The following is a 22,445-nucleotide window of genomic DNA, read 5'->3' as shown; positions in this document are numbered from 1 at the left end:
AGCGTCGGATAGTTAGGCCAACTGCCCCAATTTCCCCAGGCGATGCTACGACGGGCGGGCCGCCGTCCGGCGTGCGCGGGCCCTCGGGCTTACCCGCTATCCGGGGCTGCATGCATTGCGGAATCATTTTTCCTTTCGCGCCGCGCGTCCCGCGCCCACACCACGTCACGGAGGAGACACCCGAATGCAACACCTGAGCGGCCTGGACGCGACCTTTCTGCACACCGAGACGCCGGAGACGCCGATGCACGTCGGCGGCCTGCACCTGCTGGAGCTGCCTGCGGGCTACAAGGGCGACTTCTACGAGGACGTGAAGGCCCACGTGGCGAACCGCCTGCACCTGTCGGAGATCTTCACGCGCAAGCTGGCGCTGATGCCCTTCGAGCTGTCGAACCCGGTGTGGGTGGAGGACGAGGACGTGGACCTCGACTACCACGTGCGCCGCGTCACCCTGCCGCGCCCGGGCACGTTGCGCCAGCTCGAGCAGTACGTGGGCCGCCTGCATTCCACGCTGATGGACCGCAGCCGCCCGCTGTGGGAGTTCTACGTGATCGACGGCCTGCAGGGTGGTCGCCACGCGATGTACACGAAGGTCCACCATGCGGGCATCGACGGCCAGGCCGGCGCCGCCTTCGCGCAGGCCATCATGACGCTGGAGCCGCATCCCGAGCCGATCAAGCCGCCGCGCCAGAAGGCACGCCGCAGCAACCGCTACCAGCTGGGCGTGGCCGAGCTGGCGGGCGCCGCGATCAGCAACACGCTGCAGCAGTACGTGAAGCTGGTGAAGACCTTTCCCGACATGGCGCGCGCGGTGCAGAGCCTGGTCGTGCCGCAGCCCCGCAGCGAGGGCGCGGGCCCCTGGCAGGTGCCGAAGAACCTCAACCTGCTGGGGCCGCGCACGCTATTGAACGTGGCCATCACCAACCAGCGGGCCTATGCCGTCCGCTCGATCCCGCTGGCCGAGGTCAAGCAGGCCGGCAAGAAGCTGGGCGCCAGCCTCAACGACGTGGTGATGGGCATCTGCGCCGGCGCGCTGCGGCGCTACCTGGCGGACCACGGCAAGCTGCCCAAGAAGCCGATGAGCGCGGCCATCCCCGTCACGCTGCGCGCGCCGGGCGACACCTCGCCCGACAACCAGGTGTCGATGACGGTGATGACGCTGGCGACCGACGTGGCCGACCCGGTCGAGCGCATCGCGCGCATCCGCGAGTCCTCGGCGGCGGCCAAGGACCTGATCGGCAACATCAAGGCTGCGATTCCGACCGACTTTCCCTCCTTCGGCGCGCCCTGGCTGATGTCCGGCCTGGCCTCGATGTACGGCCGTTCGCGGCTGGCGGACCGGCTGCCGCCGGTGGCGAACGTGGTGATCTCCAACGTGCCGGGCGCCCAGGCCGCGCTCTACTTCGCGGGGGCGAAGCTGCTGACCTACTACCCGGTGTCGATCCCCAGCCACGGCATGGCGCTCAACATGACGGTGCAGAGCTACAACGGCAGCCTGGACTTCGGCCTGATCGCCTGCCGCCGCGCGGTGCCGGACGTGGACGTGATCGCGGACTACCTGCTCGATGAGCACCGCGCGATCCAGGAACGCGTGAAGACGCTCGATGCGCCTGCGGCAACAGCGGCGGCGAAGGAAGTGAAAGCGCCGCCCGAGGCCGCGCCACAGCCCACGGCAGCAAAAGCACCGCCACGAGCGCGCGCCCCGCGCAAGGCGGCTGCGCCCGAGGCGGCACCCGCCAAGGCCGCCAAGCGTCCTGCCGCACGCAAGGCGCCGGCCCGCGGCCCGGCCGCCGCGGCTACGCGCTGACGCGCAGGCCGGCCGGGCCGGTTTCCATGCGGCCGATCACGCGCGCAGACTCGAAGCCCTGCGCCTGGAACAGCGCCAGCACTTCCTGCACGGCGCCAGGCGCGCAGCTCACCAGCAAGCCGCCCGAGGTCTGCGGATCGCACACCAGGTCACGCACCACGGGCGCCAGCGCCGGGTCGAGTTCGACCTCGGCGCCGTAGCCGGCCCAGTTGCGTCCCGATGCACCGGTGACGAAGCCCTCGGCCGCCATCGCCTCGACGCGCGGCAGCAGCGGCACCTGGGCCCAGTCGATCACCGCGCGCAAGCCCGCGCCGCGCGCCATCTCCAGCGTGTGCCCGGCCAGGCCGAAGCCGGTGACGTCGGTCAGTGCATGCACGCCCTCGATCGCGGCCAGCGCCGTGCCCGGCTTGTTGAGCCGCGTGGTGGACGCGATCAACTGCGCATAACCCTCTGCATCGAGCTTCTCCTTCTTCAGCGCGGCCGACAGCACGCCCACGCCCAGGGGCTTGCCCAGCACCAGCAGGTCGCCCGCCTTCGCATCGGCGTTGCGCTTGAGCCGCTTCGGATGCACCAGCCCCATCACGACCAGGCCATAGATCGGCTCGACCGAGTCGATCGTGTGGCCGCCGGCGATCGGGATGCCGGCCTCGCGGCACACCGCCTGGCCGCCGCGCACCACTTCGCCGATGACTTCCAGCGGCAACTGGTTGACCGGCATCGCCACCAGGGCCAGCGCCATGATCGGCGTGCCGCCCATCGCATACACGTCGCTGATCGCGTTGGTTGCGGCGATGCGGCCAAAGTCGAAGGGATCGTCGACGATGGGCATGAAGAAATCGGTGGTCGCGATCAGTGCCTGCTCGTCGTTGAGCTGGTAGACCGCGGCATCGTCGGCCGTCTCGATGCCGACGAGCAGCTCGGGCGGGATCAGCCCGCTGCCGCTCTTCTTCAGGATTTCGGACAACACCCCTGGCGCGATCTTGCAGCCGCAGCCGCCGCCGTGGGAGAAGCTGGTCAGGCGCAGGGCCGGAGAGAGGGAGGCGGGCGTTCGGTCGTTCATGGGCGCTTCCGGAGTACAGGGCGATTATGGAGATGCCAGCAGATCGTGCAGCAGGCGCCGCACATTGTTCCGCTCGGCCGCAGGGCTGAACCCCGGCTCGCGCAGCGCGCACTGCGCCCTCAGCCGTGCCGCGAAGGCCTGCTCGGCCGCGAAACGCTGCATCAGCGCGGCCAGCGCCGCGTCGTCGCCCACCGGGAAGCAGCCTTCGTAGTCCTCGCCCAGCAGGCCCAGATTGCCGCCGATGCGGCTGGCCAGCACCGGCACGCCGGAGCGCACCGCCTCGATGACCACCTGCGCGCCGCCTTCCATGCGGCTCATGTGCACCAGGGCGCGCGCACGGGCGATCCAGCGCCTCGCGGCCTCTCGCGGCAGGCCGCCCAGCCAGCGGTAGCGCGGGCATTCGGCCATGGTGCGGCGCGCAGCCTCGCCGAGCTCGGGCGCCAGCGCCTCGCCGATGTGCACGATGCGGATCGGCGTGTCCGCGGGCAGCCGGCGCGCGGCGGCCATGAGGGTGAGCGGGTCTTTCTCGTCGCGCAAGTGACCCACCGCGACCAGGTCGACATGGCGCTGCGACGGCCGTCCGCGCACGCGGCTGGCCGATTGCACGATGACGCGGGCCTTCGCGCGCTCGGCCCGGCCGAGCCGTTCGAGCGCATCGGGCTGCAGCACCACCAGCTCGCTGGCACACTGGAGCGAATGTTGAGCTGCACGGCTTTCCTCGATATCGCGGTAGACATCGGTGCCCGTCAGGACCAGCGCGAGCGGACCGGCCGGGCGCGCCGCCCGCCACTGCGCGATCGCCTCGGCCGACCGGCGCGCATGCAGGGCGATCAGCGCGTCGTGCGGCGCGCCGTCCCAGCCGCGGGCGATCTCGACCTCGGCCTGGGCGGACAGGAATCGCTGCCAGCGCGAAGCGGTCCGCCAGTTGCCGTTGTTGGCCTCCGCCAGCGCCGGCGAGACGATGAGGACGCGGGGCTTGGGCATCGCTTCATTCTGGCAGGCTGCCACGGCCCGGGCGGCGATGGCTGCTGAGGCCCGCACGCTGGCCGGCAGAGCGCTCGCCGAGGCGCTGCGCGAAGCCCGTGCGCGCACGCGGGCCTGGACCTTCGACCTCGACGATGCGCAATGGCAAGTCCCGCGCCAGGCCGGCGTGAACCTGGTGGCGTGGGAACTGGCGCACCTGGCCTGGTTCGGCGAGTTCTGGGTGCTGCGCGGACCGCACGCGGTCGACGCGCGCGGCCTGGTGCAGGCCAGCGCACCGGCGCGTATCGCGGGCCCCGATGCACTGTTCGATTCGGCCCGGCTGGCCCACCTGGCGCGCTGGTCCGCGCCGCTCCCTACGCGCGACGCGCTGGGCGCGCGGCTCGATGCGCAGCTGGATGCCTGCCTCGAAGCGCTGGACCGGGCCGCCGCCGACGACGAGGCGCAATATTTCCACCGCCTGGTGCTGTTCCATGAGGACATGCACGACGAGGCCTTCGCGTGGTCGCGCGCGACGCTGGGCTATCCCGCGCCCGCCGGCATGGCGGACTTGCCGCGCCTGGCACAGGCGCCGGCGATCGCGCTGCCGGCGGCCACGGCGACGATCGGCTGGCCCGCAGCCCGCCCCGGCTTCGCCTTCGACAACGAGCGCGATGCGCATGAAGTCGCGCTGGACGCCTTCGAGGTCGACGCCACGCCCGTCACCGCCGGCCACTACCTGCGTTTCGTGGAAGCGGGCGGCTACGACGACCCGGCCTTCTGGCCCGGCGAGGCAGGCCGCTGGCGCGCGACGCACCCGCATGGCCACCCCGCGAGATGGCGGCTCGTCGCGCAGGAATGGGAGCACCGGTGGTTCGATCGCTGGTTGCCGCTGGACCCGGCGCAGCCTGTCCTCCACGTGAGCGCCTGGGAAGCCGAGGCCTATGCCCGGTGGGCCGGCCGCCGCCTGCCGCGCGCCGCCGAATGGGAGCACGCAGCTGCCACGCAGGCGCGCTTCACGTGGGGCGGCAGCGTCTGGGAATGGACGGCCGACACCTTTTTGCCCTATCCGGGTTTTGCGCCAGGCCCCTACCGCGACTATTCGGCGCCCTGGTTCGGCGATCATCGCGAGCTGCGCGGCGGCGCCTTCGCCACCCATGCGCGGCTGCACGACGTGCGCTACCGCAACTTCTTCCAGCCCGGCCGCACCGATGTCTTCGCGGGCTTCCGGACTGCCGCATCTCCGTAAACTGGCAGACCTCTCCTCCACGGGGCACGACACCATGAAACGCCAACTACTCCAGACCGCACTCCTCTGCCTGCTGGGCCTCGCCGCCCACCTCCCGCTGCAGGCGCAGACCACCATCCTGCGCGTCTCGGCCATCCCCGACGAGGCCCCCACCGAGCTGCAGCGCAAATTCAAGCCGCTGGGCGAGTACCTCAAGAAGGAGACCGGCGCCGACGTGCAGTTCACACCGGTCACGGACTACGCGGCCGTGGTCGAGGGCCTGGCCACGAACAAGATCGACCTCGCCTGGCTCGGCGGCTTCACCTTCGTGCAGGCCAAGCTGCGCACGCAGGGCGGCGCGGTGCCGCTGGTGCAGCGGGCGGAGGACGAGGTCTTCACCAGCAAGTTCATCGTGCCCACCGACAGCAAGGCCAAGACGCTGACCGACCTGCGGGGCTCCACCTTCGCCTTCGGCTCGCCTTCCTCCACCTCGGGCCACCTGATGCCGCGCTACTTTCTGATGCAGGCCGGCCTCGACCCCGACAAGGACTTCAAGACGGTCGCCTTCTCTGGCGCGCACGACGCCACCGTCGCCTTCGTGGCGGCCGGCCGGGCCGAGGCGGGTGCGCTCAACGCCTCGGTCCTGGACAAGCTGGTCGAAGCGAAGAACCCGAACGCCGCCAAGGTGCGCGTACTGGCCACCACCGCGCCCTACTACGACTACAACTGGACCGCGCGGCCGGGCCTGGACGCCGCGCTGCAGAAGAAGATCACCGAGGCTTTCCTCAAGCTCAACGCAGCCGAGCCGGCGCACCAGGAAATCCTCTCGCTGCAGCGGGCCTCGAAGTTCATCCCCACCAAGGCCTCGAACTACGACAGCATCGAGTCGGCCGCGCGCGCCGCCGGGCTCCTGAAATAGCCGGGCCGCCCTCTTGACCGCCGAAGCCGCGCTGGCGCTGGAGGACGTCGGCCTGGTCCACGCGAACGGCCAGCGTGCGCTCCAGGGCGTGACGCTGCGCCTGGCGCCGGGCGCGCGCGTGGCCGTGATCGGCCCCTCGGGCGCGGGCAAGACCAGCCTGCTGCGCATCGCCGGAGCGGGGCTGCGCGTCAGCGAGGGCCGGGTCGCGCTGCTGGGGGCGCATCCCTGGCAGCTGCGCGCGGCGGAGCTGCGCAAGCTGCGCGCGCGCATCGGACTGATCCACCAGTCGCCGCCGATCCCGCCGCGCCTGCGCGTCATCACCGCGGTGCTGGCCGGGCGGCTGGGCCGCTGGTCGGCCGCGCGGGCATTGGCCTCGCTGCTCATGCCCTCCGACATCGCCGGCGCGCAGGCCGCGCTGGCACGGCTCGATCTGGCGGACCGGTTGTTCGACCGCTGCGACCGGCTCTCCGGCGGCCAGTTGCAGCGCGTCGGCATGGCGCGGGTGCTCTACCAGGCGCCCGAGCTGCTCCTGGCCGACGAGCCGGTCTCGGCCCTCGACCCGGCGCTGGCCGACCTGGCGGTGGGCGAACTGGTCGCCCAGAGCCGGGACACCGGCGCGACGCTGCTGGCCTCGCTGCACGCGGTGGACCTGGCGCTCAAGTGGTTCGACCGCATCGTCGGCCTGCGCGCCGGCAGCGTGGCCTTCGATGCGCCGGCCGGCGAGGTCAGCCGCGCGATGCTGCAGGAGCTCTACGCGACCGAAGGCAGCCTGCTGCCGACCCAGGCCGCCGGCTTCGAGCTCGACCGCCTGCGCATGCCCATGCCCGCGGCCGCCTGCCGATGAGCACGCTGCCGCATCCCGCCCAGCGGCGAGACCCGCGCGACCCGCTCGCGCGCCGCCGCCTGAGCGCCCTGCTGCTGGCGCTGGTGGTGCTGTGGCCGATGCTGGTGATCGCCGAGTTCAAGCCGCAGGCGCTCCTGGCGCCGGCCGGCCTGCGCGCGATGGGCGGCTTCCTGGCCGGCTTCCTGCCACCGGCACTGTCGGCGGAGTTTCTCGGCCTGCTGGCGCGCGCCACGCTGGAGACGCTGGCCATGGCGACGGCGGGCGTGACGCTGGCCTTCGCACTGGCCGTGCCGCTGGCCTTCGTGTCGACGCGCTCGCTGTCGGTCTCGCGCATCGGCCCAGGGCCCGGACGCTGGCGCGGCGGACTGCTGCGCACTGCCGCCCGCGGTGTGCTCACCATGCTGCGCGCCATCCCTGAGCTGGTGTGGGCGCTGGTCCTGGTGCGCGCCTTCGGCCTGGGTCCGGCGGCCGGCGTGCTGGCGCTGGCGATCACCTACGCCGGCATGCTCGGCAAGGTCTACGCGGAGATCCTCGAGTCGGGCGACACGCGGCCCGCCCGCGCGCTGCTCGAGGCCGGCAGCGGACGCCTCGCGGCCCTGGGCTACGGGCTGCTGCCGGGCGCGGCGCAGGAACTGGCCTCCTACACCGTCTACCGCTGGGAATGCGCGGTGCGCGCCTCGGTGGTGATGGGCTTCGTCGGCGCCGGTGGGCTGGGACAGCTCATGGACCAGTCGATGAAGATGCTGAACGGCGGAGAGGCTTGCAGCATCCTGGTCGTGTTCCTGCTGCTCGTCTTCCTGGCGGACGCCCTCAGCGCGGGCCTGCGGAAGTGGCTCGCATGACCGCCTCGCGCGCGACGGCTTCCGAGCGAGCACGCGCCGCGGGCCCTTGCGTGGCCTGCGTGCTCGCCACCGTCGCGATCCTGGCTGCGGTGATCGCGAGCTTCCTCTACCTCGGGATCGACTTCCGGGCCCTCGTGGCGCACGAGTCGCTGGCCTCGATGGCGCGCTTCGTGACCGAATTTTTCCCGCCGGACCTGTCGAGCGCCTTCCTCGCCAGGACGGCCTGGGGCGCGCTGCAGACGCTGGCCGTCTCGGCGCTCGGCACCCTGCTGGCGATGGTGGGGGGAGCAGCCCTGGCGCTGCCCGCATCCGGCCGCTTCGGCCCGGCGCTGCGCCAGGCTGCGCGCTTTTTGCTCAACCTGCTGCGCAGCGTCCCCGAGCTGGTGTGGGCCGCGCTGATGGTCCTGGCCGCCGGGCTCGGCCCCTTCGCTGGCGTTCTGGCACTGGCGCTGCACACCAGCGGCGTGTTCGGCCGGCTGTTCGGCGAGACGCTGGAGAACCTGCCGGAAGGCCCGGAGCGCGCCTTGCGCGAGGCCGGCAGCGGCGCGGTCGCGGCCTTCTCCTACGGCAGCCTGCCGCTGGCCTGGCCCCAGTGGCTGGCCTATGCGTTGTACCGTTGGGAAATGAACATCCGCATGGCCGCCGTGCTCGGCTTCGTCGGCGCCGGCGGGCTGGGTCAGATGCTGTACTTTCATCTTTCGCTGTTCCAGCAGGCACAGTCGGCGACCGTGATCGGCGCCATGTTCCTGCTGGTCTTCCTGGTCGACAGTGCGAGCGCGCGCCTTCGGCGTGGCCTCGCGCCCGCTTTTGCCTGAACCCTCCGGAGGCTTGCGCCGATGACCACCACCACGACAGTCGAGCTGATCGGCGCCCCCACGGACATCGGCGCCAGCGTGCGCGGCGCCGGCATGGGGCCGGACGCGCTGCGGGTGGCGGACATCGCCGGCACGCTGTCGCGCCTGGCCTTTGAGATCGTCGACCGCGGCAACCTCGCCGGCCCCGCCACGCCCTGGACCGAGCCGGCCAACGGCTTGCGCCACCTGGCCGAGGTGGTGGAGTGGAACCGCTCGGTCTACGAGGCGGTAGAGAAATCCCTGGCGGCCGGCCACCTGCCACTGCTGATGGGCGGCGACCATTGCCTGGCGATCGGCTCGATCAGCGCCATCGCCCGGCATGCGCGCCAGGCCGGGCGCAAGCTCCGCGTGCTGTGGCTGGACGCGCACTCGGACGTGAACACCGAGCGCACCAGCCCCAGCGGCAACATCCACGGCATGCCGGTGGCCTGCCTGCTCGGGCAGGGGCCGCAGGCGCTGACCGGCTGGAGCGGCGAGCCCGCGGCGCTGGGGCTCGACGCGATCCGCTTCATCGGCATCCGCAGCGTCGACGCGGAGGAGAAGGCGGCCATCCGCGCCCTGGGCCTGAACGTGTTCGACATGCGCCACATCGACGAGCACGGCATGCGCACCACCATGACCGAGGCGCTGCAGGACATCGACGAGGACACCCACCTGCACGTGAGCTTCGACCTCGACTGCCTGGACCCGGACTACGCTCCCGGCGTGGGCACCGGCGTGCGCGGCGGGCCGACCTGGCGCGAGATGCAGCTGTGCATGGAAATGATCGCCGACACCGGCCGGCTCGCCTCGCTCGACGTGGTCGAGCTCAACCCGGCGCTGGACGTGCGCAACCGCACGGCGGAAGTGGCGGTGGAGCTGATCGAGAGCCTGTTCGGCAAGTCCACGCTGGTGCGCTGACCCGCCGGCTTCCGTCAGCGATTGATGAGGTTCAAGATGTTGCCGTCCGGGTCCTTGAACCAGGCGACCTTCATGTCGCCCGAGACATGGAGATCGCCCTCCAGGCGCATGTCGGGCATCTCGTAGTGCTCGAAGCGCACGCCCTTGGCGCGCAGCGCGCTGACCAGGGCCTCGATCTCGTCGCCCACTGCCCAGGTGACGGCCGTCGCCTGGTTCGTGCCCGCGAATTGCGAGCGATACACGTTGAGGCTCGAGACGCCGCTCTGGAAGACGATCAGGTCGTCGCCCTCGGCCTCGACCGGCGTCAGGCCGAGGATCTCTTCGTAGAACTGCCGTGCCCGCTCGAGATCCTTGACGGCGAGGTTCGCGACGGCTTCCTTGTTGCCCAGCATGGCCTGCTCCTTGAAGACGGGATTGAAAAGAGAACCACTCGGTACAACGTCGCACAGCGCGGGCGCGAAGTCAATCGGCCCACGTCCATCGTCACGGAAAGCCGCAAAAGGCGGAGAAGCGTGATTTTTCTCCTCCGAGGACTAGACACATGGTTTTACATTCTTAAGTACTCATTTTGACTACGACGGAGCGAAAAACATGGACGTGAGGAAGATCGGGCTGCTGGTGGAACAACCCTTTGACGGTTCCTACTACTGGGTGATCCACGAGGACGCACACCACGACGGCCACTTCGAGCCGCTGCACCGTGCGGAGCGCCCTTTCGCCACCTACGCAGCCGCCCTGGCCCAGGGCTACGGCGTGATGCAGCGCCTGTGCGGCCTGACCGGGCTGCCGGCCTACCAGGCCCGCTCGGTTTCGATCTGACTCAGCCCCGGGTGGGAGACAAGGGCACCGGGCGCAGCGGTGCCTCGGTGCTCGGCGACACGGGCGAGGGCGGCGCGACCGGTTCGCTCTGCGCCGCCTCCGGCACCACCAGGAAGCGCTCGACCAAGGCGAAGAGCCGGTCGTAGAAGCGTTCGTCGGTCAGCGTCTCGCTGGCCACCTTGACCAGCGCATCGTCGCTGGAGGAAAAGGGCAGCGACACGGAGCCGATGGCGCCCACGCCCACGCTGGCGGAGTTGTTGACCTTCTTCAGGCTGTAGCGGTCCTGCAGCGCGCTGGCGAAAGCGATCGTGCTGCCAGCGCCGCCCTCTCGCGCACAGACCACCCGCAACTCCATCTCCACGTGCACTTCGCGCGCCGGCTGGAAGCTCTTGCGACCTGCCACCAAGTCGGCATTCGCCGCCGTCACCAGGTAGCCCTGGCTCAGCAGGGCGCGGCGCGCAGCCTCGCAGGTCTGGGCCTGGCTGGCGGCGAAGGTGCGGGTGTGGGTGGTGGTCGAATCGAATTCCTCGGGCTCGTAGGAGGCGCGCGGGGACGGCAGGCTGCCGCAGCCCGCCAGCGCGAGCGTGAACAGCAGCGCGGGGACTGCGTACGGGAGAAAGGAACGCATGGAGACAACGGAAGAATCGGGAGATGCGGAATGCTAGCGGCAGCCTGCCGCTTCGCGGGCCACGATTCGACGCTGCGGCGGCCTGCTTGTTCCCCGACCGTTCAAGTGTCGATGCGGATCACGCGGTGCGCCCGCGCGCGCGTGGCGACGATGCGGCGGGCATTGGGCTCGTCGGTCTGCGCCACCCAGGCCAGCGCCTGCTCTCGGCTGCGGCCGAACTGCTGATGGCGGCGCACCAGACGCTCCAGGCGCAGTGCGTCGTCGACCTCCACGTACCAGACCTCGTCCAGCAGCGGCGCGGCTTCGGCCCAGGGGCCTTCATCCAGCAGCAGGTAGTTGCCTTCGGTGATCACCAGCTGCGTCTGTGGCAGCACGGCGATCGCGCCGGAGATGGGCTCCTCGATCTCGCGGCGAAACTCGGGTGCATAGACGGTCTCGCCCGCGCGCTGCTCACGCAGGCGTCGCAGGAGCGCGGCATAGCCCGCGCTGTCGAAGGTGTCGGGCGCGCCCTTGCGTTCGGCGCGGCCCAGGCGCTGCAACTCGGCCTGGGCCAGGTGGAAGCCGTCCATCGGCACGACCTGCGCCCGCCCGGGCAGGGCCTGCACGAGCGCCTGCGCGAGCGTGGACTTGCCCGCCCCCGGCGCGCCGACCAACCCGAGCAGCTTGCGCTGTCCGTCGGCCAGCAGGGCCTCGATGTGGCTCAGGTCGTGCGCTGGGATCACGGGTACAGGCCGGCGCCGGGCCACCCAAAGCCGGCCTGAGCCCCCTCGGGGGGCAGCGAGGACACGCAGCGCCGGGCGTGGGGACTCATGGATACAGCCCGCGCTCCTGCCGCGCCATCAGGATGCGCTCGCAGGCCACCGCGAAGGTCGCCGTGCGCAGCGTGATCCGATGGCGGTCGGCCGTATCCCAGATCTGGTTCAGCGCGTTCATCATGATGCGGTCCAGCCGCTGGTTGATCTCGTCCTCGTCCCAGAAGAAGGACGAGAAATCCTGCACCCACTCGAAGTAGCTGACCGTCACGCCGCCGGCGTTGCAGATCACGTCGGGCACCACGAGGATGCCGCGATCGGCCAGGATGTCATCGGCCTCCGGCACTGTCGGGCCGTTGGCGCCTTCGAGGACGAGCCTTGCCTGGGTCTTCTTCGCGCGCTCCGCGGTCAGCTGCCCTTCGAGGGCCGCGGGGATCAGGATATCGCAGGCCACGTCCCAGAAGGACTCGTTGGCGACCACGTCGCCGCCCTTGAAGCCCACCACGCCCTCGGTGCGCGACAGCGGCACCAGGGCCTTCAGGTCCAGCCCGTTGGCGTTGACGATGGTGCCGGTGTGGTCCTGCACCGCGACGATCTTCGCGCCGGCCTCGGCGAACAGTTCCGCCGCCACCGAGCCCACGTTGCCGAAGCCCTGCACCGCGATGCGCGCGCCGCGCAGGTCCAGGCCCAGACGCCGCGCTGCCTCGCGGCCGGTGACGAATACGCCGCGGCCGGTGGCCTTCACCCGGCCCAGCGAGCCGCCCAGGTGCAGCGGCTTGCCCGTGACCACGCCGGTGGAGGTGCCGCCGACGTTCATCGAGTAGGTGTCCATCATCCACGCCATGATCTGGGCGTTGGTGTTGACGTCGGGCGCGGGGATGTCTTGCTGCGGGCCGATGATGATGCCGATCTCGCTCGTGTAGCGGCGGGTCACCTTCTCCAGCTCCTGCCGCGAGAGCTTCTTCGGATCGACGCGGATGCCGCCCTTGGCGCCGCCGTAGGGCAGGTTCACCGCGGCGGTCTTGACCGTCATCCAGGCCGACAGGGCCATCACCTCTTCCAGTGTCACGTCGGGGTGGAAGCGCACGCCGCCCTTGCCCGGGCCGCGCGACATGTTGTGCTGCACGCGATAGCCCTCGAAGTGGGCGATGGTGCCGTCGTCCATCTCGATCGGCACGTCGACGATCAGCGCGCGCTTGGGCCGCTTGAGGGTCTCGACCCAGCGGGCCAGATTGCCCAGGTAGGGCACGACGCGGTCGACCTGCGACAGGTAGGTGCCCCAGGGGCTGTTGGCGGTCGGTTGAACGTAGGACAGATCGGCGCTCATGGCTCTTTGCGTTGTTGCGAAGCCGCGCACGATAGTCCTGCGCACCGGCCCGCGCCATGGTCTATGCGCGATGCGTTGGGCCTTATGCGCTTGCGGCAACCGGGCCGTTCAGCGCGACCCGAAGATGGCCGTGCCGATCCGGACCATCGTGCTGCCGGCCGCGATGGCCGCCTCGAGGTCGGCCGACATGCCCAGCGACAGCGTGTCCACGTCCAGCCCCGCGCCGCGCAATTCGCCGAGCACCGCCGCGGCGCGCAGGAACACAGCCCGCTGCGCCTCGAAATCCGGCGCCGGCTCGGGGATCGCCATCAGCCCGCGCAGCCGCAGACGTGGCAACGCCGCCACAGCCCGGGCCAGTGGCAAGGCCTCCTCGGGCGTCACGCCGGACTTGTTGGCGCCGCTGTCCACATTGACCTGCAGGCAGACCTGCAGCGGCGGCAGTTCCGCAGGGCGCTGTTCGGCCAGCCGCTCGGCGATCTTGAGCCGGTCGATGCTGTGCACCCAGTCGAAATGCGCCGCCACCGGCCGCGTCTTGTTGCTCTGCAGGGGGCCGATGCAGTGCCATTCGAGGCCGCCGCGCAGGTCGGACAGCGCCTCGATCTTGGCCACCCCCTCTTGCACATAGTTCTCGCCGAAGGCAATCTGGCCGGCGGAACGGGCTTCCCGCACCGCTTCGGCGGGGAAGGTCTTGGATACCGCAAGCAAGCGCACGCTCGCCGGATCGCGGCCGCAAGCCGTGCACGCTGTCACGATCCGGGCTCGAACCTGCTGGAGCTTGTCACCAATCATCGTCATAATCGTTCAAACGTATCAAAACGTCACCGAGGAACTTCGTGGACATCACCCAACTGCTGGCCTTCAGCGTCAAGAACAAGGCATCGGACTTGCACCTGTCGTCCGGCCTGCCCCCGATGATCCGGGTTCACGGCGACGTGCGGCGCATCAACGTCGACGCACTCGACCACAAGGCGGTGCACGCCATGGTGTACGACATCATGAGCGACACGCACCGCAAGCACTACGAAGAATTCCTCGAGGTCGATTTTTCCTTCGAGATCGACGGCCTCGCGCGCTTCCGCGTGAACGCCTTCAACCAGGCCCGGGGCGCGGCGGCCGTGTTCCGGACCATCCCCTCGAAGATCCTCACTCTGGAGCAGCTGAACGCGCCCAAGATTTTCGGCGACCTGGCGCTCAAGCCGCGCGGCCTGGTGCTGGTGACCGGCCCCACGGGCTCCGGCAAATCGACCACGCTGGCGGCGATGGTCAACTACCTCAACGAAACCGAATACGGCCACATCCTGACGGTGGAGGACCCGATCGAGTTCGTGCACGACTCCAAGAAGTGCCTGATCAACCAGCGCGAGGTGGGGCCGATGACGCTGTCCTTCGCCAACGCGCTGCGCTCGGCGCTGCGCGAGGACCCGGACGCCATCCTCGTGGGCGAAATGCGCGACCTGGAAACCATCCGCCTGGCCATGACCGCGGCCGAGACCGGCCACCTCGTGTTCGGCACCCTGCACACCTCCTCGGCGGCCAAGACCATCGACCGGATCATCGACGTGTTCCCCGGCGAGGAGAAGGAAATGATCCGCGCCATGCTGTCCGAGTCGCTGCAGGCCGTGATCTCCCAGACCCTGTGCAAGACCAAGGACGGCCAGGGCCGGGTCGCGGGGCACGAGATCATGCTGGGCACACCGGCCATCCGCAACCTGATCCGCGAGAACAAGGTCGCGCAGATGTACTCGACGATCCAGACCGGCATCAACCAGGGCATGCAGACGCTCGACCAGTGTCTGACGGACCTCGTGCGGCGCAACGTCATTTCGCCGGCCGAAGCGCGCAGCAAGGCCAAGATCCCCGAAAACTTCCCGGGCTAGCACCATGGCCCCCCGGCTTTTCACGCGCCGCGCGCGTGCAACTCCACCCCCCGAGGGGGAGGTGCGGCCGCCTTGCAGCGGCCCGGCGGTCGGCCGCATCGCTTACGGACCAACGTCATTCAACTAGGAGCTGCATCCTCATGGAACGCGATCAAGCCAGCCAGTTCATCAACGAACTGCTCAAGCTGATGGTCAGCCGCAACGGCAGCGACCTGTTCATCACCGCCGACTTCCCGCCAGCGATCAAGGTCGACGGCAAGGTCACCAAGGTCTCACAGCAGGCCCTGGGCGCGCAGCACACGCTGGCGCTGACGCGCTCGATCATGAACGACCGGCAGACGGCCGAGTTCGAGCGCACCAAGGAGTGCAACTTCGCGATCTCCCCGACCGGTATCGGCCGCTTCCGGGTCAACGCATTCGTGCAGCAGGGAAAGGTGGGCATGGTGCTGCGGACCATCCCGGCCACACTGCCCACCATCGACGGCCTGAACATGCCGCAGATCCTCAAGGACGTGGCAATGACCAAGCGCGGCCTGTGCATCCTGGTGGGCGCCACCGGCTCGGGCAAGTCGACCACGCTGGCCGCGATGATCGACTGGCGCAACGAGAACTCCTACGGCCACATCGTGACGGTGGAGGATCCGGTGGAATTCGTCCACCCGCACAAGAACTGCGTGGTGACCCAGCGCGAGGTGGGCATCGACACCGACAGCTGGGAGGCCGCACTCAAAAACACGCTGCGACAGGCGCCCGACGTGATTCTGATGGGCGAGATCCGCGACCGCGAGACCATGGAGCACGCGGTGGCCTTCGCCGAGACCGGCCACCTGTGCATGGCCACGCTGCACGCCAACAGCGCAAACCAGGCACTGGACCGGATCATCAACTTCTTCCCCGAGGAGCGCCGGGCCCAGCTGCTGATGGACCTGTCGCTCAACCTGCGCTCGCTGATCTCGCAGCGCCTGATCCCGACCGAAGACGGCCACGGCCGCGTGGCTGCGGTGGAGATCCTGCTGAACACCCCGCTGATCGGCGACATGATCTTCAAGGGCGAGGTGGGCGAGATCAAGGACATCATGAAGAAGAGCCGCAACCTCGGCATGCAGACCTTCGACCAGGCGCTGTTCGACCTGTTCGAGACGCACATGATTTCCTTCGAGGACGCACTGCGCAACGCCGACTCGGCCAACGACCTGCGGCTGCAGATCAAGCTCAACAGCCAGCGCGCGCGCACGACCGATCTCTCGGCCGGCACCGAGCACTTCGCGATCGTCTGAACCCGGCGCTCAGTCGGGCGCTGGCAACTGCTCGCGCAGGAAGCCCAGGAAGGTCCGCACCACCTCCGGCAGCGTGCGATCGGCCAGCGTCTGCAGCTCGATCGCGCGACCGCGCATGCCGCGCTCGCGGATCTCGGCGGCATGCAGTTCGCCGCGCCGCACCCTCTCGCGCACCGTGACCTCGCCCGAGATCGAGAGGCCACCGCCGTACAGAACGAAGTTGGTGAGCGCCTCGAAATGGTTGCTGACCAGCACCGGCTCGAACACCATGCGGCGTTCGCTGCAGCCAATGTCGAAGAGCTGGCGCACCGTGTTGTCGGCCTCGGGCAGCGCGATCGGATAGGCCCGCATCTGTGCCAGCGTCACGCTGCGCAGCCGCGCCAACGGATGGTCGATGCGCATGATGGCCAGCACCGGGGCCGGCTGCCGGAGTTCGACGCGGATGCCCTGCTCGGCGGTGCGGCTGTAGGTCAGGCCGATATCGGCATCGCCGTGCAGCACCGCCGTGGTCACTTCCATCGGGCTCGCCACCCGCAGGTGGAACTGGATGCCTGGGAAGCGCTCGCGGAAGGCCGCAATGGCACGCGGCAGGAACTCGATGGCGAAGCCCGCCGAGCTGGCGACACGCACCCGCCCGCGCCGCAGCCCCTGCAGGCCCTGGATGTCCGACACCACCCGGTCCGCCTCCAGGGCCACGCGCCGCGCGTGCGCCGCCAGCAACTCGCCGGCCGCGCTCGGCGCCATGCCGCGCGGACGGCGGTCGAACAGCGGCACGCCCAGCACGGCCTCCAGCATCGCGACCTGGCGGCTGACGGCCGAGGCGGTCACGTTCAGGCGTACCCCCGCCTCGGTGAGGGAGCCGCAGCGCACCACCTCGAGGAAGTAGCGCAGCGAGGTCTCCTGCAAGCGGTGAGACAGCATCGGCACAGCGGCTCCGGTTTGCGTAAATCGCAAAGATAGCTGGAAAAAACGGCGATTGTCCTCAAGCCGTACCTTGCCTATCCTGCGCGCAGCTTCCCCATTTGCTGTCACCGACCCATGCCCTTGAGCCTGAGCCCTCCCACGCCGGGCGACGACATCGTGGCGCTCGACGCCACGGCCCTGTCCCGCGCCATTCACGCCCGCACCCTGTCCTGCGCCGAGGTGCTCGACGCCTACCTCGCGCAGATCGACCGGCTCAACCCGGTCGTCAATGCCCTGGTCGCGCGGCCGGATCCCGAGGCGCTGCGCCTGCAGGCCGCGGCCTGCGACGAGCGACTCGCGCGCGGCGAGTCCCTGGGCCCGCTGCACGGCTTCCCGCAGGCGCCGAAGGACATCATGCCGGTCGCCGGCATGGTCACGACGCGCGGCTCGCCAATCTTCCAGGGGCAGGTCTCGCGCACCGACGCCGTGGTGTTCGAGCGTATGCGCCGTGGCGGTGCGATCTTCGTCGGCCGCAGCAATTCGCCCGAGTTCGGCCTCGGCGGCCACACCTACAACCCCGTCTACGGCACCACCCGCAACGCGTTCGACCCGGCGCGCTCCGCCGGCGGCAGCAGCGGCGGCGCCGGCGTGGCCGTGGCGCTGCGCATGCTGCCCCTGGCCGACGGCTCGGACATGATGGGCTCGCTGCGCACGCCCGCGGCCTTCAACAACGTCTACGGCCTGCGCACCTCCTTCGGCTGCGTGCCGCACGGCCCGACCGACGAGCTCTTCTTCCAGCAGTTCAGCGTTGCCGGCCCGATGGCGCGCAACATCCCGGACCTGGCGCTGCTGCTGTCCGTCCTGGCCGGCTTCGACCCGCGCCTGCCGCTGACCCGCCGGCAGGACGATCCCGCCGTGTTCACCCAGAGGCTGGCGCGCGACTTCCGCGGCACCCGCATCGGCTGGCTCGGCGACCTGGGCGGCCACCTGCCGACCGAGCCCGGCCTGCTGGCCACCTGCACGCAGACGCTGCGCCATTTCGAGACCCTCGGCTGCACGGTCGACCCGGTGCGGCCCGACTTCGACCTCGAGGCCCTGTGGCGCGCCTGGATCGATCTGCGCAGCTTCACCTTCACCGGCGCCAACGCGCCGCTCTACGAGGACCCGGCCCAGCGCGCCCTGCTCAAGCCCGAAGCGGTGTGGGAGATCGAGCGCGGCCTGCGGCTCTCGGGCCAGGAGGTCTATCACGCCGCCCGCACGCGCTCAGCCTGGTACCAGGCGCTGCGCGGCCTGTTCGAGCGCTTCGACTTCCTCGTGATGCCCGCGGCCCAGGTCTTCCCCTTCGATGCCGATCTCGACTGGCCGCACGCCATCGACGGCCGGGCCATGGATACCTACCACCGCTGGATGCAGGCCGTAGTGCCCGCCACCATGGCCGGGCTGCCGGCCCTGGCCGCGCCCGCCGGCTTCGGCCCCGGCGGGCTGCCCGCGGGCATCCAGATCATCGGCCCGGCCCAAGCCGACTGGGCCGTGCTGCAGGTCGGTCATGCCTACGACCAGGCCAGCGCCTGTGCGCGCGTGGCCAGCCCGCTGCTGGGCTGAGGGCGTCTCTTTCTTTGATCGACAGGAGCTCGCCATGAGCAAGAAATCTTTGCGCCATTTCCTCCGCGGCCTCCTGGCCGCCTGCACGCTGGCCGCCGCCTCCACCGGCAGCCTCGCCCAGGCCGACTACCCCACCCGGCCGGTCAAGCTGCTGATCCCCTTCGCGCCGGGCGGTGCCACTGACGTGCTGGGCCGCCTGCTGGCGAGCGGGCTCGGCGAGAAGCTGCGCCAGCCGGTGGTGGTGGAGAACAAGCCCGGCGCCAGCACCGTGATCGGCGCCTCGCTCGTCGCCAAGGCGCCGCCGGACGGCTACACGCTGCTGCTGGGCTCCAGCAGCACGCTCACGATCAACCCGGCGATCCGCCCCTCCCTGCCCTACGACCCGTTGCGCAGCTTCACCCCGATCGGCATGGTGGCCGACATGAGCCTGGTCCTGGTGGCCGGCGAGGCCACACCCGGCAAGACGCTGAAGGACATCGTGGCGCAGGCCAAGGCGGAGCCGGACAAGCTCTCCTACGGGTCCTTCGGCACCGGCTCCTCGGTGCACTTCGGCGGCGAGATGCTCAAGTCGGCGGCCGGTATCGGCATGGTGCACGTGCCCTTCAACGGCAGCGCGCCCAGCCTCACCGCGCTGATGGGCGGCCAGGTGCAGGTGGCGGTGGACACGCTGGTGGCCACGGCGCCGCTGATCAAGGCCGGCAAGATCAGGCCCATCGCCGTGCTCTCGGCACAGCGCCTGCCCTTGCTGCCGCAGGTGCCGACGGTGGCCGAGAGCGGCTATCCGGGCTTCGAGATGGGCACCTGGTTCGCCCTGCTCGGCCCGGCCGGCCTGCCGCCCGCGGTCCAGCAGAAGCTCGAGCAGGCCCTGGCCGAGGTCGCGAACACGCCGGAGATGAAGAAGAAGCTGGCCGAGCTCGGCCTGACCCACGCCTGGGGCAACGGCGCAGCGCTGAAGGCGCGCATCGAGACCGAGTTGCCCCGGATGCGTGCCGCAGCCGCGCGCTCGGACATCAAGGCGGATTGACCGGAGGGCGCCGAAAAGCGAACTAAGCTCGGCTCCCATGAGCAATCTCATCCCCAAGAGTTACGACCCCGTCGCGGCGCACAGCGTCGCCTTTCTCGGCCTCGGCGTGATGGGCCACCCCATGGCTGGCCATCTCGCCCTGGCGGGCCATGACGTGGCGGTCTACAACCGCACGGCCGCGAAGTCGGCCGCCTGGCAGCAGGAGTTCGCCACCCAGGCCAAGGGCCGCGTGCGCCACGCGCCCACGCCGCGCGAAGCCGCCGCCGAAGCCGACATCGTGTTCTGCTGCGTCGGCAACGACGACGACCTGCGCTCGGTGGTGCTGGGCGAGGACGGCGCCTACGCCGGCATGGCGAAAGGCACGGTCTTCGTCGACCACACGACCGCCTCGGCCGACGTGGCGCGCGAGCTGTCGAAGGCCGCGCTCGAGCGCGGGCTGCAGTTCATCGACGCCCCCGTCTCCGGCGGCCAGGCCGGCGCGCAGAACGGCATGCTCACGGTGATGTGCGGCGGCGACGCCGCGGCCTTCGAGCGCGCGAAGCCGGTGATCGCGGCCTTCGCGCGCGCCGTCACCCGCCTGGGAGAAAGCGGTGCGGGCCAGCTCGCGAAGATGGTCAACCAGATCGCCATCGCCGGCCTGGTGCAGGGCCTCGCGGAAGCCATCGCCTTCGGCCAGCGCGCCGGGCTCGACATGAACGAGGTGCTGGCCGTGATCGGCAAGGGGGCCGCGCAGAGCTGGCAGATGGACAACCGCGGCAAGACCATGGTCGAGGGCCAATTCGACTTTGGCTTCGCCGTCGACTGGATGCGCAAGGACCTGGGCCTGGTGCTCGACGAGGCCAGGCGCAACGGCGCGCAACTGCCGGTGACCGCGCTGGTGGACCAGTTCTATGCCGACGTGCAGCAGGCCGGCGGGCGGCGCTGGGACACCTCCAGCCTGATCACTCGACTCAAGTAGCGTCTCAGCGCACGGGTGTTGCCACCGCACCCGCCCCGCCCGAAGGCGCCGGCGAATTGGCCGGCGGCAGCGGCTCCATCGGTGGCAAGGGCACGTTGGAGCGCGATGCAGGCGACGGGCTGCCGGTGCCGCCAGGCTGCTGTCCGGCCAATTCCGCCTCGCTCACGACCTCGACCACTCGCACGACCTTCTCCACGCCGGACACGCCGCGCGCGATGTCGGTGGCCCGGTCGGTCTCGCGCCGCGTGGCCAGGCCCATCAGGTAGACGGTGCCGCGATCGACCACCACCTTGAACGAGTTGGCGAAGACGTCCTTGGCATCGAGCAGCGAGGCCTTGATCTTGCCGACGATGAGGGTGTCGTTGGAGCGTTGCTGGAAGGTGCTCGGCGGCCCGATGGTGAGCTCGTTGACCACCGAGCGCACGTTGTCCACGCGGCGCACCAGCTCTTCTACCCGGCGCTTGTCGGCCTCGTTGCCCACGGCGCCGGTCAGCAGCACCTGGCGGTTGAAGCTGGTGACGCTGACGTACATCTGGTCGTTGGCGATCTCGCGCACCCGCGCGGCTGCACGCAGTTCGATGCCCTGGTCGTCGAGCTGGGCGCCGGAGCTGCGGCGATCGGTGGCCACCATGCCCGCGCCGACCACCGCGGCGCCGCCGACCACCAGCGGCACGCAGGCGGACAGGCTCGCGGCCAGCGCGGCAGCGGCGGCCGCGCCCAGCACGAGGCGATGGATGGATGTCAACGTCATAAGGAACCTTCCTGTTCTCCGAGTAACTGGGCATCCACGCCGTCGCACAGGCAGTGCAGCGCAAGCAGGTGGACTTCATGGATGCGCGCCGCGCGTTCGTGCGGCACGCAGACCTGGACATCGGTTTCGCGCAGCGCGCGCCCGACGGCGCCGCCGGGGCTGCTGCTCGCGCCACCGCCCGCCGCATTGCCGAGCAGGGCGATCACGCTCATGTCGCGCGCATGCGCCGCCTCGACCGCGGCCAGGACGGCGGCCGACTGGCCGCTCGCGCTCAGGGCCAGCAGCACGTCGCCGGCCTGCCCCAGCGCGCGCACCTGGCGCGCGAAGCGATCGGGGTCGGCGGCCGCCTCGGTGTCCGCGGCGGGGTCGGTGGTGTCGTCGAACGGCAGCGCGATGGCCCCCAGCCCCGGGCGCTCGCGCTCGAAGCGGCCGACGAACTGCGCTGCGAACTGCGAGGCCAGCAGGCCCGAGACGCCGGCGCCGCAGGCCAGGATCTTGCCCCCGCTGGTGACACAGGCGAGCAGCGCCTGCATCGCCTGGGAGATCGGTTTGCTGAGAAGCGGGCCTGCCTGGTACTTGAGGTCGGCGCTGTCGATGAAATGCTGCTGGATCCGTTGCTCGAGCATGGGCCGGGATGATAACTGCGGGTCGCGAAACAAAAGGTTATTGCAGGCGTTGAGTGCCATGCGCGCGAAGGGTTCCGTCGATGTGAGGGCCACATGATTTCAGTCGGCATCGAAGGCCGCGCGGACCCATTCGATGCGCCCCTCCACCAGCACCACGTCGAAGCGGCAGGGCGGCCACACACGCAGCCGGCTCAGGTAGTGCCGCGCGGCGAACACGATGCGCCGGCGCTTGGTGGCCGTGATGCTGCCCGCGGCGCCGCCATGGCTGGCGCCCGCGCGCTGGCGCACCTCGACGAAGACCAGCGTGCCGTCGCGCGGGTCGCGCATGACCAGGTCGATCTCGCCGCCGCCGCGGCCCGGAGTTCGATAATTGCGCGCAACCAGCGCGAGGCCGGCTGCCTGCAGATGCGCGAGCGCGGCCTCTTCCGCCGCATCGCCGCGCTGCTTGGTGGTGGCGCCCGCCACCTTCTTGTTCTGGAGAAACACC

The 22,445-nt window shown here is 70.3% G+C and carries 24 protein-coding genes; 13 read left to right on the top strand and 11 right to left on the bottom strand.

Annotated features, from left to right (window positions below; genetic code table 11):
- The first annotated feature begins 184 nt into the window (after window positions 1–184).
- Entirely contained in the window at window positions 185–1,807 is a 1,623-nt protein-coding gene (locus A8M77_RS01215) for a WS/DGAT/MGAT family O-acyltransferase (protein ID WP_086919737.1), read from the top strand.
- Here the strand turns inward: A8M77_RS01215 and selD are convergent.
- Window positions 1,797–2,867: a selenide, water dikinase SelD gene (gene selD, locus A8M77_RS01210; RefSeq protein WP_086919736.1), complete on the bottom strand. Its 1,071-nt coding sequence runs from the start codon at window positions 2,865–2,867 to the stop codon at window positions 1,797–1,799. The genes A8M77_RS01215 and selD overlap by 11 nt on opposite strands.
- 24 nt (window positions 2,868–2,891) lie before the next feature.
- A complete protein-coding gene (gene senB / locus A8M77_RS01205; protein ID WP_086919735.1) occupies window positions 2,892–3,851 on the bottom strand; it encodes a selenoneine biosynthesis selenosugar synthase SenB in 960 nt (319 codons plus the stop codon).
- On the opposite strand from senB, the gene senA reads away from it, so the two are divergent.
- The 6 genes from senA to rocF are packed head-to-tail and all read left to right on the top strand — an operon-like array spanning window position 3,844 to window position 9,414.
- The gene (gene senA / locus A8M77_RS01200; RefSeq protein WP_202820591.1) at window positions 3,844–5,076 is read left to right on the top strand and encodes a selenoneine synthase SenA; all 1,233 of its coding nucleotides are present in this window, start codon (window positions 3,844–3,846) and stop codon (window positions 5,074–5,076) included. The two genes, senB and senA, sit on opposite strands and share 8 nt — an antisense overlap.
- Window positions 5,077–5,110: 34 nt before the next feature.
- Window positions 5,111–5,974 carry a putative selenate ABC transporter substrate-binding protein gene (locus tag A8M77_RS01195; protein WP_086919733.1) on the top strand — a complete coding sequence of 288 codons (864 nt, stop codon included), beginning with the start codon at window positions 5,111–5,113 and terminating at the stop codon, window positions 5,972–5,974.
- 13 nt (window positions 5,975–5,987) lie between these two features.
- Window positions 5,988–6,818: a phosphonate ABC transporter ATP-binding protein gene (locus A8M77_RS01190; RefSeq protein WP_086919732.1), complete on the top strand. Its 831-nt coding sequence runs from the start codon at window positions 5,988–5,990 to the stop codon at window positions 6,816–6,818.
- On the top strand, window positions 6,815–7,660 hold the full coding sequence (locus A8M77_RS01185; protein WP_086919731.1) for a PhnE/PtxC family ABC transporter permease: 846 nt from the start codon (window positions 6,815–6,817) through the stop codon (window positions 7,658–7,660). Before A8M77_RS01190 ends, A8M77_RS01185 begins: the two co-directional genes overlap by 4 nt.
- A complete protein-coding gene (gene phnE / locus A8M77_RS01180; RefSeq protein ID WP_086919730.1) occupies window positions 7,657–8,475 on the top strand; it encodes a phosphonate ABC transporter, permease protein PhnE in 819 nt (272 codons plus the stop codon). Before A8M77_RS01185 ends, phnE begins: the two co-directional genes overlap by 4 nt.
- A gap of 21 nt (window positions 8,476–8,496) precedes the next feature.
- Window positions 8,497–9,414: an arginase gene (gene rocF / locus A8M77_RS01175; protein ID WP_086919729.1), complete on the top strand. Its 918-nt coding sequence runs from the start codon at window positions 8,497–8,499 to the stop codon at window positions 9,412–9,414.
- Window positions 9,415–9,428: 14 nt separating this feature from the next.
- Here the strand turns inward: rocF and A8M77_RS01170 are convergent, their stop codons facing one another.
- Window positions 9,429–9,806, bottom strand: a complete 378-nt coding sequence (locus A8M77_RS01170; RefSeq protein WP_086919728.1) for a VOC family protein — start codon at window positions 9,804–9,806, stop codon at window positions 9,429–9,431.
- A gap of 199 nt (window positions 9,807–10,005) precedes the next feature.
- Between A8M77_RS01170 and A8M77_RS01165 the strand changes: the two genes are divergently transcribed.
- A complete protein-coding gene (locus A8M77_RS01165; protein WP_086919727.1) occupies window positions 10,006–10,233 on the top strand; it encodes a hypothetical protein in 228 nt (75 codons plus the stop codon).
- A 1-nt stretch (window position 10,234) separates the two neighbouring features.
- Here the strand turns inward: A8M77_RS01165 and A8M77_RS01160 are convergent, their stop codons facing one another.
- From A8M77_RS01160 to A8M77_RS01145, 4 genes are all read right to left on the bottom strand, one after another.
- Window positions 10,235–10,861, bottom strand: a complete 627-nt coding sequence (locus tag A8M77_RS01160; protein WP_086919726.1) for a DUF2242 domain-containing protein — start codon at window positions 10,859–10,861, stop codon at window positions 10,235–10,237.
- 101 nt (window positions 10,862–10,962) lie between these two features.
- A complete protein-coding gene (locus tag A8M77_RS01155) occupies window positions 10,963–11,583 on the bottom strand; it encodes a nucleoside/nucleotide kinase family protein (protein WP_202820590.1) in 621 nt (206 codons plus the stop codon).
- Between the two features lie 85 nt (window positions 11,584–11,668).
- A complete protein-coding gene (locus tag A8M77_RS01150; RefSeq protein WP_086919724.1) occupies window positions 11,669–12,940 on the bottom strand; it encodes a Glu/Leu/Phe/Val family dehydrogenase in 1,272 nt (423 codons plus the stop codon).
- Window positions 12,941–13,048: 108 nt separating this feature from the next.
- Window positions 13,049–13,735: a YggS family pyridoxal phosphate-dependent enzyme gene (locus A8M77_RS01145; RefSeq protein ID WP_086919723.1), complete on the bottom strand. Its 687-nt coding sequence runs from the start codon at window positions 13,733–13,735 to the stop codon at window positions 13,049–13,051.
- 38 nt (window positions 13,736–13,773) lie between these two features.
- Between A8M77_RS01145 and A8M77_RS01140 the strand changes: the two genes are divergently transcribed.
- On the top strand, window positions 13,774–14,817 hold the full coding sequence (locus tag A8M77_RS01140; RefSeq protein ID WP_086919722.1) for a type IV pilus twitching motility protein PilT: 1,044 nt from the start codon (window positions 13,774–13,776) through the stop codon (window positions 14,815–14,817).
- Window positions 14,818–14,957: 140 nt separating this feature from the next.
- Window positions 14,958–16,094 (top strand): PilT/PilU family type 4a pilus ATPase, encoded by a 1,137-nt coding sequence (locus tag A8M77_RS01135; protein WP_086919721.1) that lies wholly within the window; start codon window positions 14,958–14,960, stop codon window positions 16,092–16,094.
- A 9-nt stretch (window positions 16,095–16,103) separates the two neighbouring features.
- Here A8M77_RS01135 and A8M77_RS01130 read toward each other — a convergent pair whose 3' ends face one another.
- Window positions 16,104–17,015, bottom strand: a complete 912-nt coding sequence (locus A8M77_RS01130; RefSeq protein WP_086919720.1) for a LysR family transcriptional regulator — start codon at window positions 17,013–17,015, stop codon at window positions 16,104–16,106.
- A gap of 123 nt (window positions 17,016–17,138) precedes the next feature.
- Between A8M77_RS01130 and A8M77_RS01125 the strand changes: the two genes are divergently transcribed.
- The 3 genes from A8M77_RS01125 to A8M77_RS01115 are packed head-to-tail and all read left to right on the top strand — an operon-like array spanning window position 17,139 to window position 20,581.
- Window positions 17,139–18,599, top strand: coding sequence for an amidase (locus A8M77_RS01125; RefSeq protein ID WP_443269855.1), 1,461 nt, complete (start codon window positions 17,139–17,141; stop codon window positions 18,597–18,599).
- Window positions 18,600–18,633: 34 nt separating this feature from the next.
- Window positions 18,634–19,623, top strand: a complete 990-nt coding sequence (locus A8M77_RS01120; protein WP_086919718.1) for a Bug family tripartite tricarboxylate transporter substrate binding protein — start codon at window positions 18,634–18,636, stop codon at window positions 19,621–19,623.
- 37 nt (window positions 19,624–19,660) lie between these two features.
- On the top strand, window positions 19,661–20,581 hold the full coding sequence (locus tag A8M77_RS01115; protein WP_086919717.1) for an NAD(P)-dependent oxidoreductase: 921 nt from the start codon (window positions 19,661–19,663) through the stop codon (window positions 20,579–20,581).
- A gap of 4 nt (window positions 20,582–20,585) precedes the next feature.
- Here the strand turns inward: A8M77_RS01115 and A8M77_RS01110 are convergent, their stop codons facing one another.
- From A8M77_RS01110 to A8M77_RS01100, 3 genes are all read right to left on the bottom strand, one after another.
- Window positions 20,586–21,332: a BON domain-containing protein gene (locus tag A8M77_RS01110; protein WP_086919716.1), complete on the bottom strand. Its 747-nt coding sequence runs from the start codon at window positions 21,330–21,332 to the stop codon at window positions 20,586–20,588.
- Window positions 21,329–21,958 (bottom strand): SIS domain-containing protein, encoded by a 630-nt coding sequence (locus A8M77_RS01105; protein WP_086919715.1) that lies wholly within the window; start codon window positions 21,956–21,958, stop codon window positions 21,329–21,331. Before A8M77_RS01105 ends, A8M77_RS01110 begins: the two co-directional genes overlap by 4 nt.
- Before the next feature lie 99 nt (window positions 21,959–22,057).
- Complete coding sequence (locus tag A8M77_RS01100; protein ID WP_443269852.1) at window positions 22,058–22,444, bottom strand: YraN family protein; 387 nt, start codon at window positions 22,442–22,444, stop codon at window positions 22,058–22,060.
- Window position 22,445 lies beyond the last annotated feature (1 nt).

This window comes from Variovorax sp. JS1663, from assembly GCF_002157355.1.
In the GTDB taxonomy this organism is placed as follows: domain Bacteria; phylum Pseudomonadota; class Gammaproteobacteria; order Burkholderiales; family Burkholderiaceae_C; genus Variovorax.
Note: the sequence above shows the minus strand (reverse complement) of the source record. Positions and strands in the feature narration are given on the sequence as shown.

What these genes read in the sequence shown, in the direction of transcription:
- A8M77_RS01215 (WP_086919737.1), top strand. Translation starts at nt 185, where the DNA reads ATGCAACACCTGAGCGGCCTGGACGCGACCTTTCTGCACACCGAGACG.
- selD (WP_086919736.1), bottom strand. Translation starts at nt 2,867, where the DNA reads ATGAACGACCGAACGCCCGCCTCCCTCTCTCCGGCCCTGCGCCTGACC.
- senB (WP_086919735.1), bottom strand. Translation starts at nt 3,851, where the DNA reads ATGCCCAAGCCCCGCGTCCTCATCGTCTCGCCGGCGCTGGCGGAGGCC.
- A8M77_RS01195 (WP_086919733.1), top strand. Translation starts at nt 5,111, where the DNA reads ATGAAACGCCAACTACTCCAGACCGCACTCCTCTGCCTGCTGGGCCTC.
- A8M77_RS01185 (WP_086919731.1), top strand. Translation starts at nt 6,815, where the DNA reads ATGAGCACGCTGCCGCATCCCGCCCAGCGGCGAGACCCGCGCGACCCG.
- phnE (WP_086919730.1), top strand. Translation starts at nt 7,657, where the DNA reads ATGACCGCCTCGCGCGCGACGGCTTCCGAGCGAGCACGCGCCGCGGGC.
- rocF (WP_086919729.1), top strand. Translation starts at nt 8,497, where the DNA reads ATGACCACCACCACGACAGTCGAGCTGATCGGCGCCCCCACGGACATC.
- A8M77_RS01170 (WP_086919728.1), bottom strand. Translation starts at nt 9,806, where the DNA reads ATGCTGGGCAACAAGGAAGCCGTCGCGAACCTCGCCGTCAAGGATCTC.
- A8M77_RS01165 (WP_086919727.1), top strand. Translation starts at nt 10,006, where the DNA reads ATGGACGTGAGGAAGATCGGGCTGCTGGTGGAACAACCCTTTGACGGT.
- A8M77_RS01160 (WP_086919726.1), bottom strand. Translation starts at nt 10,861, where the DNA reads ATGCGTTCCTTTCTCCCGTACGCAGTCCCCGCGCTGCTGTTCACGCTC.
- A8M77_RS01150 (WP_086919724.1), bottom strand. Translation starts at nt 12,940, where the DNA reads ATGAGCGCCGATCTGTCCTACGTTCAACCGACCGCCAACAGCCCCTGG.
- A8M77_RS01145 (WP_086919723.1), bottom strand. Translation starts at nt 13,735, where the DNA reads ATGACGATGATTGGTGACAAGCTCCAGCAGGTTCGAGCCCGGATCGTG.
- A8M77_RS01135 (WP_086919721.1), top strand. Translation starts at nt 14,958, where the DNA reads ATGGAACGCGATCAAGCCAGCCAGTTCATCAACGAACTGCTCAAGCTG.
- A8M77_RS01130 (WP_086919720.1), bottom strand. Translation starts at nt 17,015, where the DNA reads ATGCTGTCTCACCGCTTGCAGGAGACCTCGCTGCGCTACTTCCTCGAG.
- A8M77_RS01120 (WP_086919718.1), top strand. Translation starts at nt 18,634, where the DNA reads ATGAGCAAGAAATCTTTGCGCCATTTCCTCCGCGGCCTCCTGGCCGCC.
- A8M77_RS01115 (WP_086919717.1), top strand. Translation starts at nt 19,661, where the DNA reads ATGAGCAATCTCATCCCCAAGAGTTACGACCCCGTCGCGGCGCACAGC.
- A8M77_RS01110 (WP_086919716.1), bottom strand. Translation starts at nt 21,332, where the DNA reads ATGACGTTGACATCCATCCATCGCCTCGTGCTGGGCGCGGCCGCCGCT.
- A8M77_RS01105 (WP_086919715.1), bottom strand. Translation starts at nt 21,958, where the DNA reads ATGCTCGAGCAACGGATCCAGCAGCATTTCATCGACAGCGCCGACCTC.